We start from the raw sequence: 14,847 nt of genomic DNA on the forward strand, positions 1-14,847 counted from the left end.
ACGAACAGGAGCCGTGCGACATGTCCGAAGCCCCCGCCTCCCAGGCCCCCCGAAACGCCCTGACCTTCACCTTCCAGGGGTCGCAGGCGCACGTGGACGCCCTGAACCGGGACCTCGCGGAGTGGATCACCGACACCGACCAGCTCGGCGGCCTGGCCGGCCTGCGCACCGAGCCGCCCGCCCCCGGTGAGCAGGGGGACGTCGCCGTCGCCGTGGACATCGTCAACGCCTCCGCCGCGGTGATCGCCGCGGCCACCAACGCGTTCTTCCTCTGGCTTCAGCAACGGCGGCCGGCCCACCGCCGGATCGAGTTCGAGGCGGTACGCCCGGACGGCACCCGGGTCAGCGCCACGGTCGAGGACGAGGCCCAACTGGCGGCGGTCATGGAACAGTTGTCGCGCTTCGCGGTCGCCCCGCCGCCGCCCGGGGCGGACGAATGACCTGGGCCGTGCGGCCGCCCGCCCCCACCGCCGCGTACGCGCTGCTCGTCGGCACCGGCCGGCACGTCCACCCCAGTTCCCTGACCCCCATACCGCAGGCCCCGACCACGGCCCGGGCGCTCGGCGCCGCCCTCAGCGGCGACCGGGGGGCGTTCGACGCCCGGCGGACCACGGTCGTCCCCGACCCCGCCGACACCCGCCAGGTCCTCGACCCCCTGCGCCGTATGGTCCGCCGGCCGGACGTCGACCTGCTGCTGTTCTTCTACTGCGGCCACGGCCTGCTGGGCAGGGACGACCGGCTCTGCCTGGCGCTCACCCCCTCCGCCCAGGAGGGCGGCGGGGGCGATCCGAGCCCGTGCCTGCCCTTCGCCGACGTCGCCAGCCTGATGCGGGAGTCTTCGGCGCGGCACAAGGTCGCGATCCTCGACTGCTGCTTCTCCGGCCGCGCCCTCGGCCCGGACGGCCACGGCATCCACCTGCTCACCGCGTGCGGCCGCACCCAGAAGGCCCTCTTCCCGCCCGAGGGCACGCTCACCGGCTTCGGCGGGGAACTGCTGAGGACCCTCGACGAGGGCATCCCCGACGGGCCCCGTCATCTCGCGCTCTCCGCCCTCTACGACCGGCTGGCCGTGGTCCTGCCGACCACCCCGGCACCGCGTACGGGCCTCTTGTCCACCGGATACCCGGCACCCCACCAGCAGACCGTCGACGGCTCGGGCCATGTCGCGCCGGCGCTCAACCCGGCCCACGGCACGCATCGGACACCGGCGGGACTGCGGGCCCGGGGCGCCTTCGCCCAACGCCTCAAGAAACTCACCGAGCCGTCGCTCGACACCCCCGTGCCCGACCCGGCGAGGCTGTCGCACCTGCTGAACGTGCTGGCCGACCTGGCCCGCGACGCCACCGAAGTCCTGGGCCCGCTGGACGACTTCACCATCAACGCCCGCCACAACCACGCCGTCATCACGGGCGCCGCCGGCTCCCCCGAGCAGGCCGCGGCCCTGCTCTCCGCCCTGGTCGACGCCCTCCGCGAGAAGTCGTCCGCCCACCCGGCCCTCCCCGGGGCGGAACGCGCCCTGGCCCACTGGAGCGGGCGGCTCTAGCCGGACCGTACGACCTCGGCGCCGTCCGGCGCTTCCAGGTCGGCGAGGACGGCGACGGAGCCGACCTCGTCGCCGAGGAGCAGGACCACGCCCGCCTGCCGGCGCGGCTGCCGGTCGCGGGCGGCGTGCCGGTCCTCACCGGCCACCGGAGCGACACGGCCTTCGTACGGCTGCGGCGACTCATGGGCCTGCGCCGGCTCGGCCTCTCACGCCGGCGCTTCCTGGCCGACGTCATGGCCTCGTCCGGCACGGTCGTCACAGCGGTGCCGAGACCCGGCGCGTGACCGGAACCGACGGGCAGCCGACTCCGCACCCCCGGAGTGGGACGCAGCGGGGCGGAGCGGGGTCAGGGCTGGGCGGTGGCGACCTTGATGCCGAACCCGACCAGGACGACGCCGGTGACCCGGTCCATGACCCGCCGCACCGCGGGCTTCTCGAAGAACGCGCGGGCCTTGGTCAGCGCCAGCACATAGCCGCCGAGCCACACCAGGGTGAGTGCCGCGTGCAGGAGGACGAGGAGGGCCATCCCCGTGTGCGGTGCGATGCCGGAGGGCGCGAGCGTCGGCAGCAGACCCGTGTAGAACACGGCGACCTTGGGGTTGAGGACGTTGCTCACGAAGCCCGTACGCCACGGGTTCCCCCCGGCGCCGGAACCGGCGGACACGGGCGTGCCGCCCCGGCTGTGCAGCAGCGCCCGCACACCGAGGAACACCAGGTAGGCGGCGCCGGCCAGCTTGACCGCGGTGTAGGCGGTGGCCGATGCGGCCAGTACGGCGGCCAGCCCCGCCACGGTGAGCACTCCCCAGGCGAGCAGACCGGCGGTGATGCCCCCGACCGTGCGCAGTCCGTCGGCCCGGCCGCACGACACGGCCCGTTTCGTCACGACGGCCATGTCCGGACCGGGAACCACGGTCAGGACGGCGAGCACTCCTGCGGCGGCCAAGAACTGCACGAGCATGCGCTCATCATGGCAGCCGCTCCCGCCGGCCGTCCCGGCCGCTCCGCCGCCCCGGAGGATTCCCCGGCCCGTCCGGCCCCGGACCGGGGAACCCTTCCCGGCAGCGTCAGGCGCCCGGCATCAGCACCGTGTCGATGATGTACACCTGGGCGTTGGCGGTCCTCACGTTGCCGCAGACCACCTCGGCGGAGTCGTTGACGGTGTACGACTCGCCGGAGCCGGAGGTGCTCAGCTTCGACTTCTCCAGGGTCTCGAAGGAGCCGTTCTCCAGGTCCTGCGGCGCCAGCTTCTGACCGACGACGTGATACGTGAGGATCTTCGTCAGCTGCTCCTTGTCGTTCAGCACCTTGTCCAGCGTGGCCTTCGGGATCTTCGCGAAGGCGTCGTCGGTCGGCGCGAAGACGGTGATGTCCTGCGCGTTGTTGAGGGTGTCGACCAGCCCGGCCTTCTTCACGGCGGCGACCAGCGTGGACAGGGCCGGGTTGTTGGAGGCGGCGGTGGCCACCGGGTCCTGGGCCATGCCGTCGAAGGAACCGGCACCGTCCTTCGGCACGGAGGAGCAGGCCGGCCCGAAGGGCTCGCCCGCGGTGCCGCTGCCGCCCGCCCCGGCCGCGTCCTTGTCCTTGTCCTTGTCCGGGGCGGCGGCCGACGCGGACACCTTCGACGAGTCACCGGACCCGGCGGAGTCACTGCCGCTGTCGGAGCAGGCGCTCAGGGCCAGCGGCAGGACGGCCGCGGCGGCCAGCGTGACGGCGGTACGGCGGATGCGCGTGTTCATGTTCGTTCTCCTGTGGTGAGGGCAGCGCGCGCTGCGTTCATGAAGGGGTGGATGAAAGGTGGTTCGGGGGGTCAGTCGACGGTCACGACCACGGAGTGCCGGCCGGAGGCCCCGTCGGGCACGGTGCGGGTGCGTTCACCGGTCTGCACCCGGCCGGTGCGGTCGGTCGCGCGCACGGTGAGGGTGTGGCCGCCCCTGGTGGCCTGCCAGGGAAAGGACCACTGGCGCCATGTGTCACGGCTGTGCTCGGCCGCGAGGTCGGCCGGCTGCCAGGGGCCGTCGTCGACGCGGACCTCGACCCTGTCGATGCCGCGGTGCTGGGCCCAGGCGACCCCGGCGACCATGACCGTGCCGGCCCTCGGGCGGGCGAACGGCCGGGGCGTGTCGATGCGCGACTGCGTCTTGACCGGCGCCCGCCGCGCCCAGCCCCGCTCGACCCAGTAGGGGTCGTAGGAGTCGAACGTGGTCAGCTCGATGTCCTCGATCCACTTGCAGGCGGACACGAACCCGTAGAGGCCGGGCACGACCATGCGGACGGGGAAACCGTGCGCGAAGGGCAGCGGTTCGCCGTTCATGCCGATCGCGAGCAGCGCGTCACGGCCGTCCATGACGTCCTCGACCGGGCTGCCGAGGGTCATGCCGTCGACCGAGCGGGCCACCAGCTGGTCCGCCGGACCGCCCCGCGACGGCGGCACGACCCCGCACTCGGCCAGCAGACCGGCCAGTCGTACGCCGGTCCAGCGGGCGTTGCCCACGTACGGCCCGCCGACCTCGTTCGACACACAGGTCAGGGTGATGTCCCGTTCGACCAGCTCGCGCCGCAGCAGATCGTCGTAGGAGAGGGTGCGCGGACGGCGGACACCCGTGCCGTGGATGCGCAGCCGCCAGGCCGTGACGTCGACCTTCGGCACCACCAGCGCGGTGTCGACCCGGTAGAAGGAACGGTTCGGGGTGAAGAAGGGGCTGATTCCCGCAACGCGTGGCCGGGCGCCCCGGGGAACGGCGGACGCGGGCGAGCCCGGGGCGGGCAGGACGAGCCGGTCGCGGGCGGCGACCGCGTCCCGGCCGCTCGCGCCGCCGAGGACCCGGCCCAGCACACCGGCTCCGGCGGACGCGGCGACCGCGGCGGACGCCGCGACCACGAAACGACGGCGGTCCCGGGCCGCCACGACGGCACCCTCCGGCGCCGCCCCTCGCGGCAGGAGCAGGCCCGCGAGGACGTAGAGCAGGACGGCGCCGGTGAACGCCCCCGCCACGGAGGGCAGGACGTCGGCCGCCCCGGCCGCGTCGGGCCGGCCGAGGGCCGCCGCCGCGCCGACCGCCCCGAACAGCAGAACGCCGGCGGCCGCGGTGCGCCGGAACCGCAGGGCGGCGACTCCCAGCGCCAGTGCGAGAAGCGCCAGGACGGCGAGGATGCCGAGCTGGAGGACCAGCTTGTCGTGGGTGCCGAAGTTCCGGATCGCCCAGTCCTTCACCGGAGCGGGCGTGCGGTCGATCGCCGCGCCGCCCACCGCGACGACCGGACCCGCCTGCGGGCGGACCGCCGCCGACACCAGCTCCGCCGCGGCGAGGGCGGCGAAACCCGCGACGGCGCCGCTGAGCGCACCGGCCAACTGCCGGACCCTGGCGCGGGGTTCGCGCGGCTTCTGCTTCTCGTCGGTCACGTGGGGAATCCGGTCCCGCGAGGGCGGCGGATTGGTCGGTGACCCGATCGGAGGAAACTCTCCCCCACACCAATCCGCAGCGCCCCCGGCTACGAATCAAACCCCACCAAAGCCGCGCACGACCCGACCCGATCCAGCCGTTCCGCACCGACTTGGGCTGGGGGTCCGTACGGGCGCGGGCTGAGGGCCCGCAGCGCCCCAGGCTGGGAGCCCGCACCGATCGAGCTGAACCGGAGCCGCCCCGCCCGAGCCGCCCCGCCGGAACCCGAGCCGCCGCGCCCGCGCTCCGCCCGCCCCCGTCAGGCCTCGAAGTTCACGAGGGCGAGCGGCGCGGAGGTGGGCTGCTCGGAACCGCCGGCCGGTTCGACCGTGCCCCCCCATACCGAAGCCGCGCACGGCCCGACCCGATCCAGCCGTTCCGTACCAACCCGGGCTGCGGGTCCGTACGGGCCTGGGCCGGGAGCCCGCACGGGCGCGGGCTGGGAGCCGGCAGCGACCCGGGCCGGGAGTCCGCGCGAGCCCGAGTCGGGAGTCCGCAGCGACTCGGGCCGGGAACCCACACGGGCGCGGGCTGGGCGTCCGCGGCGACCCGGGTCGGGAGCCCGCACGGGCCCGGGCTGGGGGCCCGCAGCGACCCGGGTCGGGAGCCCGCACCGATCCAGCCGAACCGGAGCCGCCCCGCCCCGCCCGAGCCGAGCCGGAGCCGCTCCGCCCGAAGCCGAGTCGCCGCGCCCGCGCACCACCCGTGCCGTCAGGCCTCGAAGTTCACGAGGGCGAGCGGCGCGGAGGTGGGTTGCTCGGAACCGCCTGCCGGTTCGACCGTGACCCCCATGCCCGACGCCCCGCCGACGGCACCGCGGAGCAGGACGGCCTGGTCGGCCCTGCCGGGGTCCATCAGACCGGCCGGCCGCATGGTGCCGCCGCCGTCGTCGAACCAGAGCTGGTAGACCTTGCCGCCCGGCGGGCGCGGCATCCCGGAGACGACGAACACGGCCCGGTCCCTGCTCCGCGACACGACGACCGTGCCGGTGGAGCCGTCGCCGAGCGGGGCGGCCCGTGTCCTGGCATCGGGCGCCGCCAGCACGGCGGCGACCTCGTCGGCCGCCCGCTCCGCCCGGTGCGCCTCACGCAGGACGTCCTCCGCCCGCTCGTACTGCCACACCGCACCGCCGAGCGCGGCGGCCGCCGCGAGACAGGCGGCCAGCGCCCACCGGGAGAGCGGGCGGGCGGACGGCCGCGCCCGGCCCGGGCCGACGGAGGACGGTCCGCCCGGTGACTGCTGCCGGACGGTGGTGATCCGGCGCAGCACCCGCTCGCGCAGGGCGGCGGGGGGCGGCACCACGGCGGCGAGCCCCAGACGGGCCGCCGCGGCGGACAGTTCGGCGGTCTCCCGCGCGCACGGTTCGCAGCCCGGCAGGTGACGCTCGAACGCGTCGCGTTCCTCGTCGGGCAGCGCGTGCAGGGCGTAGGCGCCCGTGAGAAGGTGCGGATCGGTGGTGGTCACGCGGTCACCCCCAGGCAGTCGCGCAGCCGGATGAGGCCGTCCCGGAGCCGGGTCTTGACGGTGCCCAGCGGCAGCGTCAGCGCCTCCGCCACCTGCCGGTAGGTGAGGCCGCGGTAGTAGGCGAGGGTGACGGCCTGGCGCTGGATCTCGGTCAGCGTGCGCAGACAGCGCCGTACCTGTTCCCGCTCCAGCCGCGCCTCGACCTGTTCCGTCACCTCGTCGAACTCCGGTGTCCGCTCCAGCAGGGCGGCCTTGTGGTCGCGGGCCGCCGCCGCCTCCACCGACCGCACCCGGTCCACGGCACGGCGATGGGCCAGCGTGAGGATCCAGTTGACGGCCGTCCCCAGGTCCGGGCGGTAGCGGGGAGCGGTGCGCCACACCTCCACCAGGACCTCCTGGGCGACCTCCTCCGACTGCGCCCGGTCCCGCAGGACGGCCCGCGCGACACCGAGAACGGGCCCGGCCACGATGTCGTACACCGCGCCGAACGCCTCCTCGTCGCCCAGCGCGACCCGCCCGACCAGTTCCTGCAGGTCCGGTTCCGACGAGGGGTCGGTGCCGATGTACACGGCTTCTCTCACAGGGCGGCCTCCGTGGTCAGGACGTCTACGGACGTAATCCGGTCCCGACACGGTCGCGGATTGGTCCGTACGGCGTCGAACCCCAAGGCGCCGCGGTGCACCGCCCGGCGCGGAACCGGACGCGGCCCGGGCCACTGGGCGGGCGGGACGACCACGACATCGGAAGGAGGCCCGGAGGGAGGCCCGTACGGCGACCCGGACGGCGACCGGCCGTCGCGCTACTTGCTGACGGCGAAGCGCATCAGGGCGTGCTCGTCGCCCTGCTTGATCTTGCCCGTCTCGTTGATCACCTGGAGCTTCCAGGAGCCGCCCACCCGCACGGCCTTCGCCACGGCGCAGCCGTTGTCCTGGCTGAGCAGGCTGGGCCAGATGTCGGCGACCTGCTGGGTGCTGCCGCCGGTCGCGTCGTAGACCTTGAAGCTGATGTTGCGGGCCTTCTGGAAGTTGCTGCCCTTCTTGTAGGCGGCGGCGACGAACACGACCGAGGTGATGGCGGACGGCAGCCGGGAGAACTCGACGGTCACCGTCTCGTCGTCCCCCTCGCCGTGCCCGGTCTGGTTGTCGCCGCTGTGGAGCAGCGAGCCGTTGCCCATGGGGTCGAGCGAGTCCAGGCCGGCGAGGCGGACCGGGTCCCCGCCCTGCATCGCGACGGCGATCAGGTCGAGGTCGGTGCCGGTCTTGCGGCGCAGCTTGCCGAGCACTCCGCCGCTGCTGCCGGCGGTGGGGTCCCAGGAGACACCGATGGACAGGTGGGTGACCCCGTCGAGGTCCGCGGGGCCGTCTTCCTTGGTGAGCGTGATCATGCGTGAGTCATCCTCCGTCTGCGGAACTTCAGCCCTGAGTCTGCCTGGCGCCGTGAAGATCCGATATGGCGGGTCTGTCACAACTCGGCGAACGGGCGTGGGCGGGCGCCCGTGATCGGGGGCAGGGCCCCGCCCCCGGTGAGCGGGGCCCGGGGAGGGGCGGTTCAGACATTGACCCCGAAGTCGGCGGCGATGCCGGCCAGCCCCGAGGCGTAACCCTGGCCGACGGCCCGGAACTTCCACTCGCTGCCGTTGCGGTACAGCTCGCCGAAGACCATGGCGGTCTCCGTGGAGGCGTCCTCCGACAGGTCGTAGCGGGCGATCTCCACGTTGTCGGCCTGGTTGACGACCCGGATGAAGGCGTTGCGGACCTGGCCGAAGCTCTGTCCGCGGTTCTCCGCGTCGTGGATGGAGACCGGGAAGACGATCCGGTCGACCCCGCCGGGTACGGCGGCGAGGTTCACCTTGACCGCCTCGTCGTCGCCCTCGCCCTCGCCGGTGAGGTTGTCACCGGTGTGCTCGACGGAGCCGTCCGGGCTGGTGAGGTTGTTGTAGAAGACGAAGTGCCCGTCCGAGAGCACCTTGCCCGACGCGTCGAGGAGCAGCGCCGAGGCGTCCAGGTCGTAGTCGGTGCCGGTCGTGGTGCGCACGTCCCAGCCCAGGCCGACCAGTACGGCGGTCAGGCCCGGGGCCTCCTTGCTGAGCGAGACGTTGCCGCCCTTGGCCAGGGAGATTCCCATCGCGCACTCCTTCTCGGCAGGTGTGGTGGTCCTGTGTGGTGGTCCTTCTCCACCACCCTATCTTCTACATCTGTGTAGATGATGGGGCGGTAACCCGGAGGACGGGACCGGGCGGAACCAGACAGGGCGGGGCGGAACCGGACAGGACCGGGCGGAACCAGACGGTCCCGGGCGGTCCCGGAACGCGGCGCACGCTCCTTGCGTCTTGCTTCGGACCGGCCGCTCGCGGAGGGGAGGACACGGTCCCGATCGGAAGGTGGGACGATACCCGCCCTGGCATGAGCACCATCTAACAGAGCTGACAGATGTTGAGACACATACCGCCGCAGAACGTTCAGCACGCACGAATACGTGAGAGATCCGAGCCCTCGGCGGGGCGCCGGTCACGGACCGTCCTGTGGACCCTGGCCGCCGTCGTGACCCTCGGATTCCTCGTCGCCCTGGAGATCGCCGCGCGCCACTACGGCACCCCCGGGCCGATCACCCTTCAGGCGCGGGAGGTGATCCACGCCCCCAAGTCGGGCGGCATGCTGTACGCCGCCATGGCGCTGATGATGGTGGTGCTCACCTGGCGGCAGCGGTTCATCGCCGTGGGGACCGCGATCGGCGTCGACCTCGTCCTCCTGACGGTCCGGTGGGCGGCCGGCATCGACACCGCCGGCGGCCACCCCTTCGGCAACGGCGCCCTGTGGGTGATCCTCGGCGTCGCGGCCGTCGCCGTCACCCGCCGCACCGGCCCGGAACGCGTCCTGCTGCTCAAGGGCGTCGGACTGGCCCTGCTCCTCATGGCCGGCCGCAAGACGGGCGACACCTGGCTGCTCATCACCTCCAAGACCCGCCCGATGGTGCTCGACCAGTACGTGGCCACCGCCGATCACGCGCTGGGCAACCCGTCGTGGCTGGTGGGCCGGGTCGTGGAGGCCACCGGTGCGGTCGGCTTCAACGTCCTCGACTTCGTCTACGGCAACCTCGCGGTCGCCGCGGTCGTCGCCGCGCTGTACCAGCTGCGCCACGTGTCGGCCGAGCGCCGCTTCCCGCGCCACCACCTGGTGCGCACGTTCCTGGTGATCGGCCTCGTCGGCCCGGCCTTCTACATGATCTACCCGGTCGTCGGCCCCCTCTTCGCCTACGGCACGGGAACCGAGCACTGGTCGGACATCAGCCTGTGGGCCCCGGACATGCCGCCCACCGCACCCTGGGCCGTGGCCGACCTGTGGCCGCGGACCCTGCCGCCGGCCGACTCCCCGCAGCTCATGCCGTTCGACGGGATCACCCCCCGCAACTGCATGCCCAGCCTCCACACGGCCTGGGCGACCGCGATCTTCATCCACTCCCGCAAGGGCCCGCGCCTCCTGCGCCACGCGGGAACGTTCTGGCTGATCGCCACGCTCTGCGCGACGCTGGGATTCGGCTACCACTACGGCGCGGACCTCCTCGCCGGCGTCGTCTTCACCCTCACCATCGAGGCGGCCCTGCGCACGTACGACCGCGGCCGGGACCGCTCCGGGATCCTCCTGGTCGCCCACGGCACGATGGTCTTCACCGCGCTCCTGCTGTCGTTCCGCTGGCTCCCCGTGCAGATGGCCCAGCACCCGTGGGTGGCCGGCCCCCTGCTCCTGCTGGCGACGGCCTCGGTGATCCTCGCGTACGTACGGACCACCGCACGATGGACACGGAACCCCGTACCGGCGGCCGGGGAGGCCGAGCCCGGCGAGCCGCACCTGGTCCCCGCCCCGCGCCCCGCCGCGGAACCCGGATCGCTCCCGGACCCGGACGCTAACGCACCGGAAAACCGAACGAGTAGCCCTGCTCCTTGAGCCGGGGCAGCACACGGCGCAGCGCCTCGACGGTCTGGGAGCGGTCGCCGCCCGCATCGTGGAAGAGGAGCGTCGGTCCGTTGGGAAGCTCCCGCTCCACCGTGGCGACGATGGCGTCCGCCCCCGGCCGCTCGAAGTCCTTGGTGTCCACGTTCCAGCCCAGCGGGCGCATGCCCCGGGAAGCGGCCAGCTCACGGCTGTAAGGCGTGAACGCCCCGCCGGGGGCCCGGTAGTACATCGGCCGTACGCCCCCGGACGCCTCGGTGATCATGCGCTCGGCGTCGAGGATCTCCTTGGACTGGTAGGCCTCGGACTTCTTGTCCATGGCGGTGTCGTGCGACACCGAGTGGTCGCACAGCCGGTGCCCGGCCGCGACCACGTCCTTCACCAGCCCCGGGTGGGCCTGCGCCTGCGTCCCCGTCACGCAGAACGTGGCCTTCACCCCCTGCTCGCGCAGCAGGTCGAGCACCTGAGGGGTCCACTCGGGGTCGGGACCGTCGTCGATGGTGATGTTCACCCCGCGCGGACCCGCGTCGGAGGCGTGCACGATGGTCTCCGAGACCCGCTCGACGCCCCCGCCCGGCGTCGCGGACACGGCCGCCTGCGGCGAAGGACCGCCCGTGACCCCTGCCTGCGCGGTCCACACCGACGCCCCGACGGCCAGCACCGTCACCCCGAGCGCCGCCGCGGCCACCTTCCCGTACCAACCCCGCCCACCACCGTGCCGCGCCATGTCCGCCCCATCTCCGCCCGGTTGCCCTTACGACCACCTGGCAGGACGAGCAACGACCACCCCCGGATCCGCCCGTTACCGATCACGGACAATCCCGGGGAAGTTCACGGACAACATCGCGACGCGCTGCTCCTTCCCCGGGCAGGCGCAACCCGCCGCGTTCGGCGCCGACGGGGACGCGGCCAGGGAGCCGTACCGGACGGTGCCCGTCGCTGAACAGCACGGGCGCGACCCCTGAACAAGGGCCGAAAGTCCCTCTTCACCAGGGACGTTGGGGTATCCGGGCGAATGTCATACTGACCTGCGATTTCATCAGCTCGGGGAGCCGTGGGCCGGTGTCACCCCGTTGCGGGCGGCCATGCCCCGGACCGTTTCGCAAGGAGCACGACCATGCGCCGACACATCCGCCGTTCGCCGGGAACAGAGCCGGGGGCCTTCGTCCGGGGAGCCGTCTCCCGGGTGGCCTCCCGCGCCGGCGGCCGACCGGTGCGGACGGGGTGCCGGTGATGACCGCGAGCGACATGACGTACCACACCCTCCTCGCCCGGCACGACGCGATGCGGCTGCGCCGGCAGTTGCTCTCCCCCGCCGCGGAGGCCCGCCGGGGCAGGGAATCCCTCACGGAGCCGTACGACGGAGCCGCCGACCAGGCGGTCATCCTGCGTCACATGGAGGCGGTGGCCCCGATCGAGGAACTGATCCGGGACCTGTACCGGTCACTGTTCGGGCGGCACCCCTCCCTGCGGACGCTCTTCCCCGCCGACATGGCGTTCCAGCAGGAACACCTCGGCCGGGCCTTCCACTACCTGATCGAGCACCTGGGCCGCCCCGAGCGGATCACCGAGACCTTCACCCGGCTCGGCCGCGACCACCGCAAACTCGGCGTCCGACAGGCCCACTACGCGGCCTTCGAGGAGGCGCTCTGCGAGGCCCTGCGGGCCCGCGCCGGTGAGCGCCGGAGCACGGAACTCGAGGACGCGTGGCGGCGGATGCTCCGGCTCGGCGTCACGGCCATGGTCCGCGGCGCGGAGGAGGCGCTGCACGAACCGCCCTGCTGGCGGGCGACGGTGATGGACCACTGGACCCACGGACCGCACCACGCGGTCCTGCGCGTCCGTCCCCACGAGCCGTTCCGGTACCGGGCGGGCCAGTACGCGTCGGTGGAGACCGCCCGGCTGCCGCACACCTGGCGCCCCTACTACCTGGCCCCCGCACCGGGCCCCGACGGTGACCTGGAGCTGCACGTCCGCAGGACCGGCCCCGGCGGCGTGAGCGAGGCCCTCGCCCACCACACCGCACCGGGCGACGAGCTCAGGATCGGCCCGCCGAGAGGCAACCTCACGCTCGCCGACGAGCCCACGGGCGGCCTCCGGCTGGTCTGCTGGGACACGGGATGGGCCGCCATGAAGGCGCTGCTGCGCGAACTCGACGCACGCCCGCGCCCGGTGCGGCTCCTCCTGGGGACCGAGACCCCGGCCGACCTGTACGACGCCGCCTGCCTGAGCACGATCGAGCACCGCCGCCCCTGGCTCACGGTGATCCCGGTGACGGACAGCCCGTCGCCCGAGGCGGGATACGGCCGGCTCGCCCTCCAGGCCGCCGCCGGGGGCCCCCTCCCGGACGACCGCGTACTGCTGTGCGGCCCGGCGGCCATGGCCCGCGCGGTGACCGCCGCACTCACCCGGGCGGGACTCCCCGCCGACCGCATCCACCACGATCCGTACCGGTCCGGGTGATCCGGCTGCCCCGCTTTCCGGCGGGCTCGCGCCCGGCCGCCGGTCGATTCACCGACCGGCCGCCGGCCACCGGACGTGAGGTGAGGCGTACTGGCTCCGCGCCCGGTCGCTTTCCGGCTTGCGCCGTTCCCGGCGGTCGGGGTGGCGGATGACGCCCCCTCCCGCGCCGCCGGACCCGGTGAGCCGGATCGTTGGAGTCGCCGACGACCTGAGCGAACGGGGCCTCCACACGGACGGCGGCCGGTGGCGAGACGTACCGTCTTGCGAGAGAGCGTCGCATGGACTACCGTTCAGGCAAGCGAGACGAGACGTCTCGTAGTTGAGTAGTCCACGAAGGAAGACATCACTTGATCCGTACTCCCGCAGCACCGTCCGCCACCGTCGCCGTCTCCCAGCTCACCGTCTCCGATGTCAGCAAGCGCTACGGCCACCACCTCGTCCTGGACCGCGTGTCGTTCACGGTCCGGCCCGGGGAGAAGGCGGGCGTCATCGGGGACAACGGCTCAGGCAAGTCCACACTGCTACGGCTGCTCGCCGGCACCGTGCAACCCGACAACGGGGAGGTCGGGGTCGTCGCACCCGGCGGTACCGGGCACCTGGCGCAGACCCTCGACCTGCCGGACACGGCGTGCGCGGGTGACGCCGTCAACCTGGCGCTGAGCGAACTCCGCTCCCTGGAACGGCGGATGAGGGAGGCCGGCGCCGCGCTCCACGACGCCGGTCCGGCCGCGTACGACCGGTACGCCGCACTCGAGGCGGAGTTCGAGGCGCGCGGCGGATACGACGCGGACCGCCGTGTCGACATCACGCTGCGCCACCTCGGCGAACCGGCCGGTCTGGACCGGTCACGGCGGCTCGGCACCCTCTCCGGAGGACAGCGCTCCCGCCTCGCGCTCGCCGCGACCCTCGCCTCCGCACCGGAGTTGCTCCTGCTCGACGAGCCCACCAACGACCTGGACGACGACGCCGTCGCCTGGCTGGAGGAGCGGCTGCGCGCCCACCGGGGCACACTCGTCGCCGTCACCCACGACCGGGCGTTCCTCGACCGGGTCACCGACACCATTCTGGAGGTCGACCGGGACACGCGGTCCGTCCGCCGCTACGGCGACGGCTACACCGGTTACCTCGCCGCCAAGGCCGCCGAACGCGCCCGGCAGGAGCGGGAGCACGAGCAGTGGCGCACCGAGGTGGCCCGCCAGTCGCGGCTCGCCGACTCCCACGCGGGGCGCCTCGAGGCGATCCCCCGCAAAGGACCGTGGGCGTTCAGCGGAGCCGGCGCGTTCAGGGCCCGCTCACGGGCCCACGGCGCCATGAGTCGCATCCGCAACGCCCGTGAGCGGCTGCACCGGCTCACCGAGAATCCGGTGGCCGCGCCTCCCGTACCGCTGCGGTTCTCGACGGACATCGCGGGATCGGCGGACCGCGCGGTGGAGGTGGCGGGCCTGCGCGTACCGGGGCGCCTGGTACTGGACTCGCTCCATGTTCCGGCCGGCGGCCGCCTGTTGGTGACCGGTCCCAACGGCGCGGGCAAGACCACCCTCCTGCGGGTTCTGGCAGGCGAACTGACCCCGGAGCCGGGCGCCACGGTACGGCGGCCCGCGCGGGTCGGGTTCCTGCGCCAGGTGGCGGCCCCGGCCTCCCCCGAGGAGGAGAGCCGGCCCCTGCTCGCCGCCTTCGGCGCGGACCGCGCCGACGAGTTGCTGGCCTTGGGCCTGTTCCGTGCAGCCGACCTGGCCCGGCCCGTACGGGACCTCTCCACCGGACAGCGCCGCCGCCTCGAACTCGCCCGCCTGGTCACGGGCTCGTACGATCTGCTGCTGCTGGACGAGCCGACGAACCATCTGTCCCCCTCATTGGTGGAGGACCTCCAGGCGGCCCTCACCCTGTACGAGGGCACGCTCGTCGTCGTCACCCACGACCGGCGACTGCGGTCGGCCCTGCCCGGAGCCGTTCGGGAGATCACCCCGGCCCGATGACCCGGGAGGGCGGG

General features: G+C 73.6%; 14 protein-coding genes. 5 read left to right on the top strand and 9 right to left on the bottom strand.

The window, feature by feature from the left end; translation table 11 throughout:
* The first annotated feature begins 20 nt into the window (after window positions 1-20).
* Together ACZ434_RS19065 and ACZ434_RS19070 are read left to right on the top strand one after the other, a co-directional pair.
* Window positions 21-440 carry an effector-associated constant component EACC1 gene (locus ACZ434_RS19065; protein ID WP_468457207.1) on the top strand — a complete coding sequence of 140 codons (420 nt, stop codon included), beginning with the start codon at window positions 21-23 and terminating at the stop codon, window positions 438-440.
* Window positions 437-1,543 carry a caspase, EACC1-associated type gene (locus ACZ434_RS19070; protein ID WP_468457209.1) on the top strand — a complete coding sequence of 369 codons (1,107 nt, stop codon included), beginning with the start codon at window positions 437-439 and terminating at the stop codon, window positions 1,541-1,543. Before ACZ434_RS19065 ends, ACZ434_RS19070 begins: the two co-directional genes overlap by 4 nt.
* Here the strand turns inward: ACZ434_RS19070 and ACZ434_RS19075 are convergent.
* The 8 genes from ACZ434_RS19075 to ACZ434_RS19110 form a co-directional block, all read right to left on the bottom strand.
* The gene (locus tag ACZ434_RS19075; RefSeq protein WP_468457211.1) at window positions 1,540-1,689 is read right to left on the bottom strand and encodes a hypothetical protein; all 150 of its coding nucleotides are present in this window, start codon (window positions 1,687-1,689) and stop codon (window positions 1,540-1,542) included. The genes ACZ434_RS19070 and ACZ434_RS19075 overlap by 4 nt on opposite strands.
* A gap of 200 nt (window positions 1,690-1,889) precedes the next feature.
* Window positions 1,890-2,501 (bottom strand): LysE family translocator, encoded by a 612-nt coding sequence (locus ACZ434_RS19080; protein ID WP_468457213.1) that lies wholly within the window; start codon window positions 2,499-2,501, stop codon window positions 1,890-1,892.
* A 106-nt stretch (window positions 2,502-2,607) separates the two neighbouring features.
* Window positions 2,608-3,279 (bottom strand): fasciclin domain-containing protein, encoded by a 672-nt coding sequence (locus ACZ434_RS19085; RefSeq protein ID WP_468457215.1) that lies wholly within the window; start codon window positions 3,277-3,279, stop codon window positions 2,608-2,610.
* Between the two features lie 71 nt (window positions 3,280-3,350).
* Window positions 3,351-4,943, bottom strand: a complete 1,593-nt coding sequence (locus ACZ434_RS19090) for a molybdopterin-dependent oxidoreductase (protein WP_468457217.1) — start codon at window positions 4,941-4,943, stop codon at window positions 3,351-3,353.
* 751 nt (window positions 4,944-5,694) lie between these two features.
* Window positions 5,695-6,447: an anti-sigma factor gene (locus tag ACZ434_RS19095; RefSeq protein ID WP_468457219.1), complete on the bottom strand. Its 753-nt coding sequence runs from the start codon at window positions 6,445-6,447 to the stop codon at window positions 5,695-5,697.
* Window positions 6,444-7,028 carry an ECF RNA polymerase sigma factor SigK gene (gene sigK / locus ACZ434_RS19100; RefSeq protein WP_468457221.1) on the bottom strand — a complete coding sequence of 195 codons (585 nt, stop codon included), beginning with the start codon at window positions 7,026-7,028 and terminating at the stop codon, window positions 6,444-6,446. The genes ACZ434_RS19095 and sigK overlap by 4 nt, the downstream gene beginning before the upstream one ends.
* A gap of 218 nt (window positions 7,029-7,246) precedes the next feature.
* Window positions 7,247-7,831, bottom strand: coding sequence for a TerD family protein (locus ACZ434_RS19105; RefSeq protein WP_468457223.1), 585 nt, complete (start codon window positions 7,829-7,831; stop codon window positions 7,247-7,249).
* 164 nt (window positions 7,832-7,995) lie between these two features.
* The gene (locus ACZ434_RS19110; RefSeq protein ID WP_468457225.1) at window positions 7,996-8,571 is read right to left on the bottom strand and encodes a TerD family protein; all 576 of its coding nucleotides are present in this window, start codon (window positions 8,569-8,571) and stop codon (window positions 7,996-7,998) included.
* A 404-nt stretch (window positions 8,572-8,975) separates the two neighbouring features.
* Here ACZ434_RS19110 and ACZ434_RS19115 point away from each other — a divergent pair, with 404 nt between their 5' ends.
* Window positions 8,976-10,388 (top strand): phosphatase PAP2 family protein, encoded by a 1,413-nt coding sequence (locus tag ACZ434_RS19115; RefSeq protein WP_468457396.1) that lies wholly within the window; start codon window positions 8,976-8,978, stop codon window positions 10,386-10,388.
* On the opposite strand, the gene ACZ434_RS19120 is transcribed toward ACZ434_RS19115, so the two are convergent.
* Complete coding sequence (locus tag ACZ434_RS19120) at window positions 10,348-11,121, bottom strand: polysaccharide deacetylase family protein (protein WP_468457228.1); 774 nt, start codon at window positions 11,119-11,121, stop codon at window positions 10,348-10,350. The genes ACZ434_RS19115 and ACZ434_RS19120 overlap by 41 nt on opposite strands.
* A 506-nt stretch (window positions 11,122-11,627) precedes the next feature.
* On the opposite strand from ACZ434_RS19120, the gene ACZ434_RS19125 reads away from it, so the two are divergent.
* Complete coding sequence (locus tag ACZ434_RS19125) at window positions 11,628-12,857, top strand: globin domain-containing protein (RefSeq protein WP_468457230.1); 1,230 nt, start codon at window positions 11,628-11,630, stop codon at window positions 12,855-12,857.
* A 347-nt stretch (window positions 12,858-13,204) separates the two neighbouring features.
* A complete protein-coding gene (gene abc-f / locus ACZ434_RS19130) occupies window positions 13,205-14,833 on the top strand; it encodes a ribosomal protection-like ABC-F family protein (protein ID WP_468457232.1) in 1,629 nt (542 codons plus the stop codon).
* Window positions 14,834-14,847 lie beyond the last annotated feature (14 nt).

It is taken from the genome of Streptomyces sp. NPDC030893, assembly GCF_055571535.1.

What these genes read in the sequence shown, in the direction of transcription:
- ACZ434_RS19065 (WP_468457207.1), top strand. Translation starts at nt 21, where the DNA reads ATGTCCGAAGCCCCCGCCTCCCAGGCCCCCCGAAACGCCCTGACCTTC.
- ACZ434_RS19070 (WP_468457209.1), top strand. Translation starts at nt 437, where the DNA reads ATGACCTGGGCCGTGCGGCCGCCCGCCCCCACCGCCGCGTACGCGCTG.
- ACZ434_RS19080 (WP_468457213.1), bottom strand. Translation starts at nt 2,501, where the DNA reads ATGCTCGTGCAGTTCTTGGCCGCCGCAGGAGTGCTCGCCGTCCTGACC.
- ACZ434_RS19085 (WP_468457215.1), bottom strand. Translation starts at nt 3,279, where the DNA reads ATGAACACGCGCATCCGCCGTACCGCCGTCACGCTGGCCGCCGCGGCC.
- ACZ434_RS19105 (WP_468457223.1), bottom strand. Translation starts at nt 7,831, where the DNA reads ATGATCACGCTCACCAAGGAAGACGGCCCCGCGGACCTCGACGGGGTC.
- ACZ434_RS19110 (WP_468457225.1), bottom strand. Translation starts at nt 8,571, where the DNA reads ATGGGAATCTCCCTGGCCAAGGGCGGCAACGTCTCGCTCAGCAAGGAG.
- ACZ434_RS19120 (WP_468457228.1), bottom strand. Translation starts at nt 11,121, where the DNA reads ATGGCGCGGCACGGTGGTGGGCGGGGTTGGTACGGGAAGGTGGCCGCG.
- ACZ434_RS19125 (WP_468457230.1), top strand. Translation starts at nt 11,628, where the DNA reads ATGACCGCGAGCGACATGACGTACCACACCCTCCTCGCCCGGCACGAC.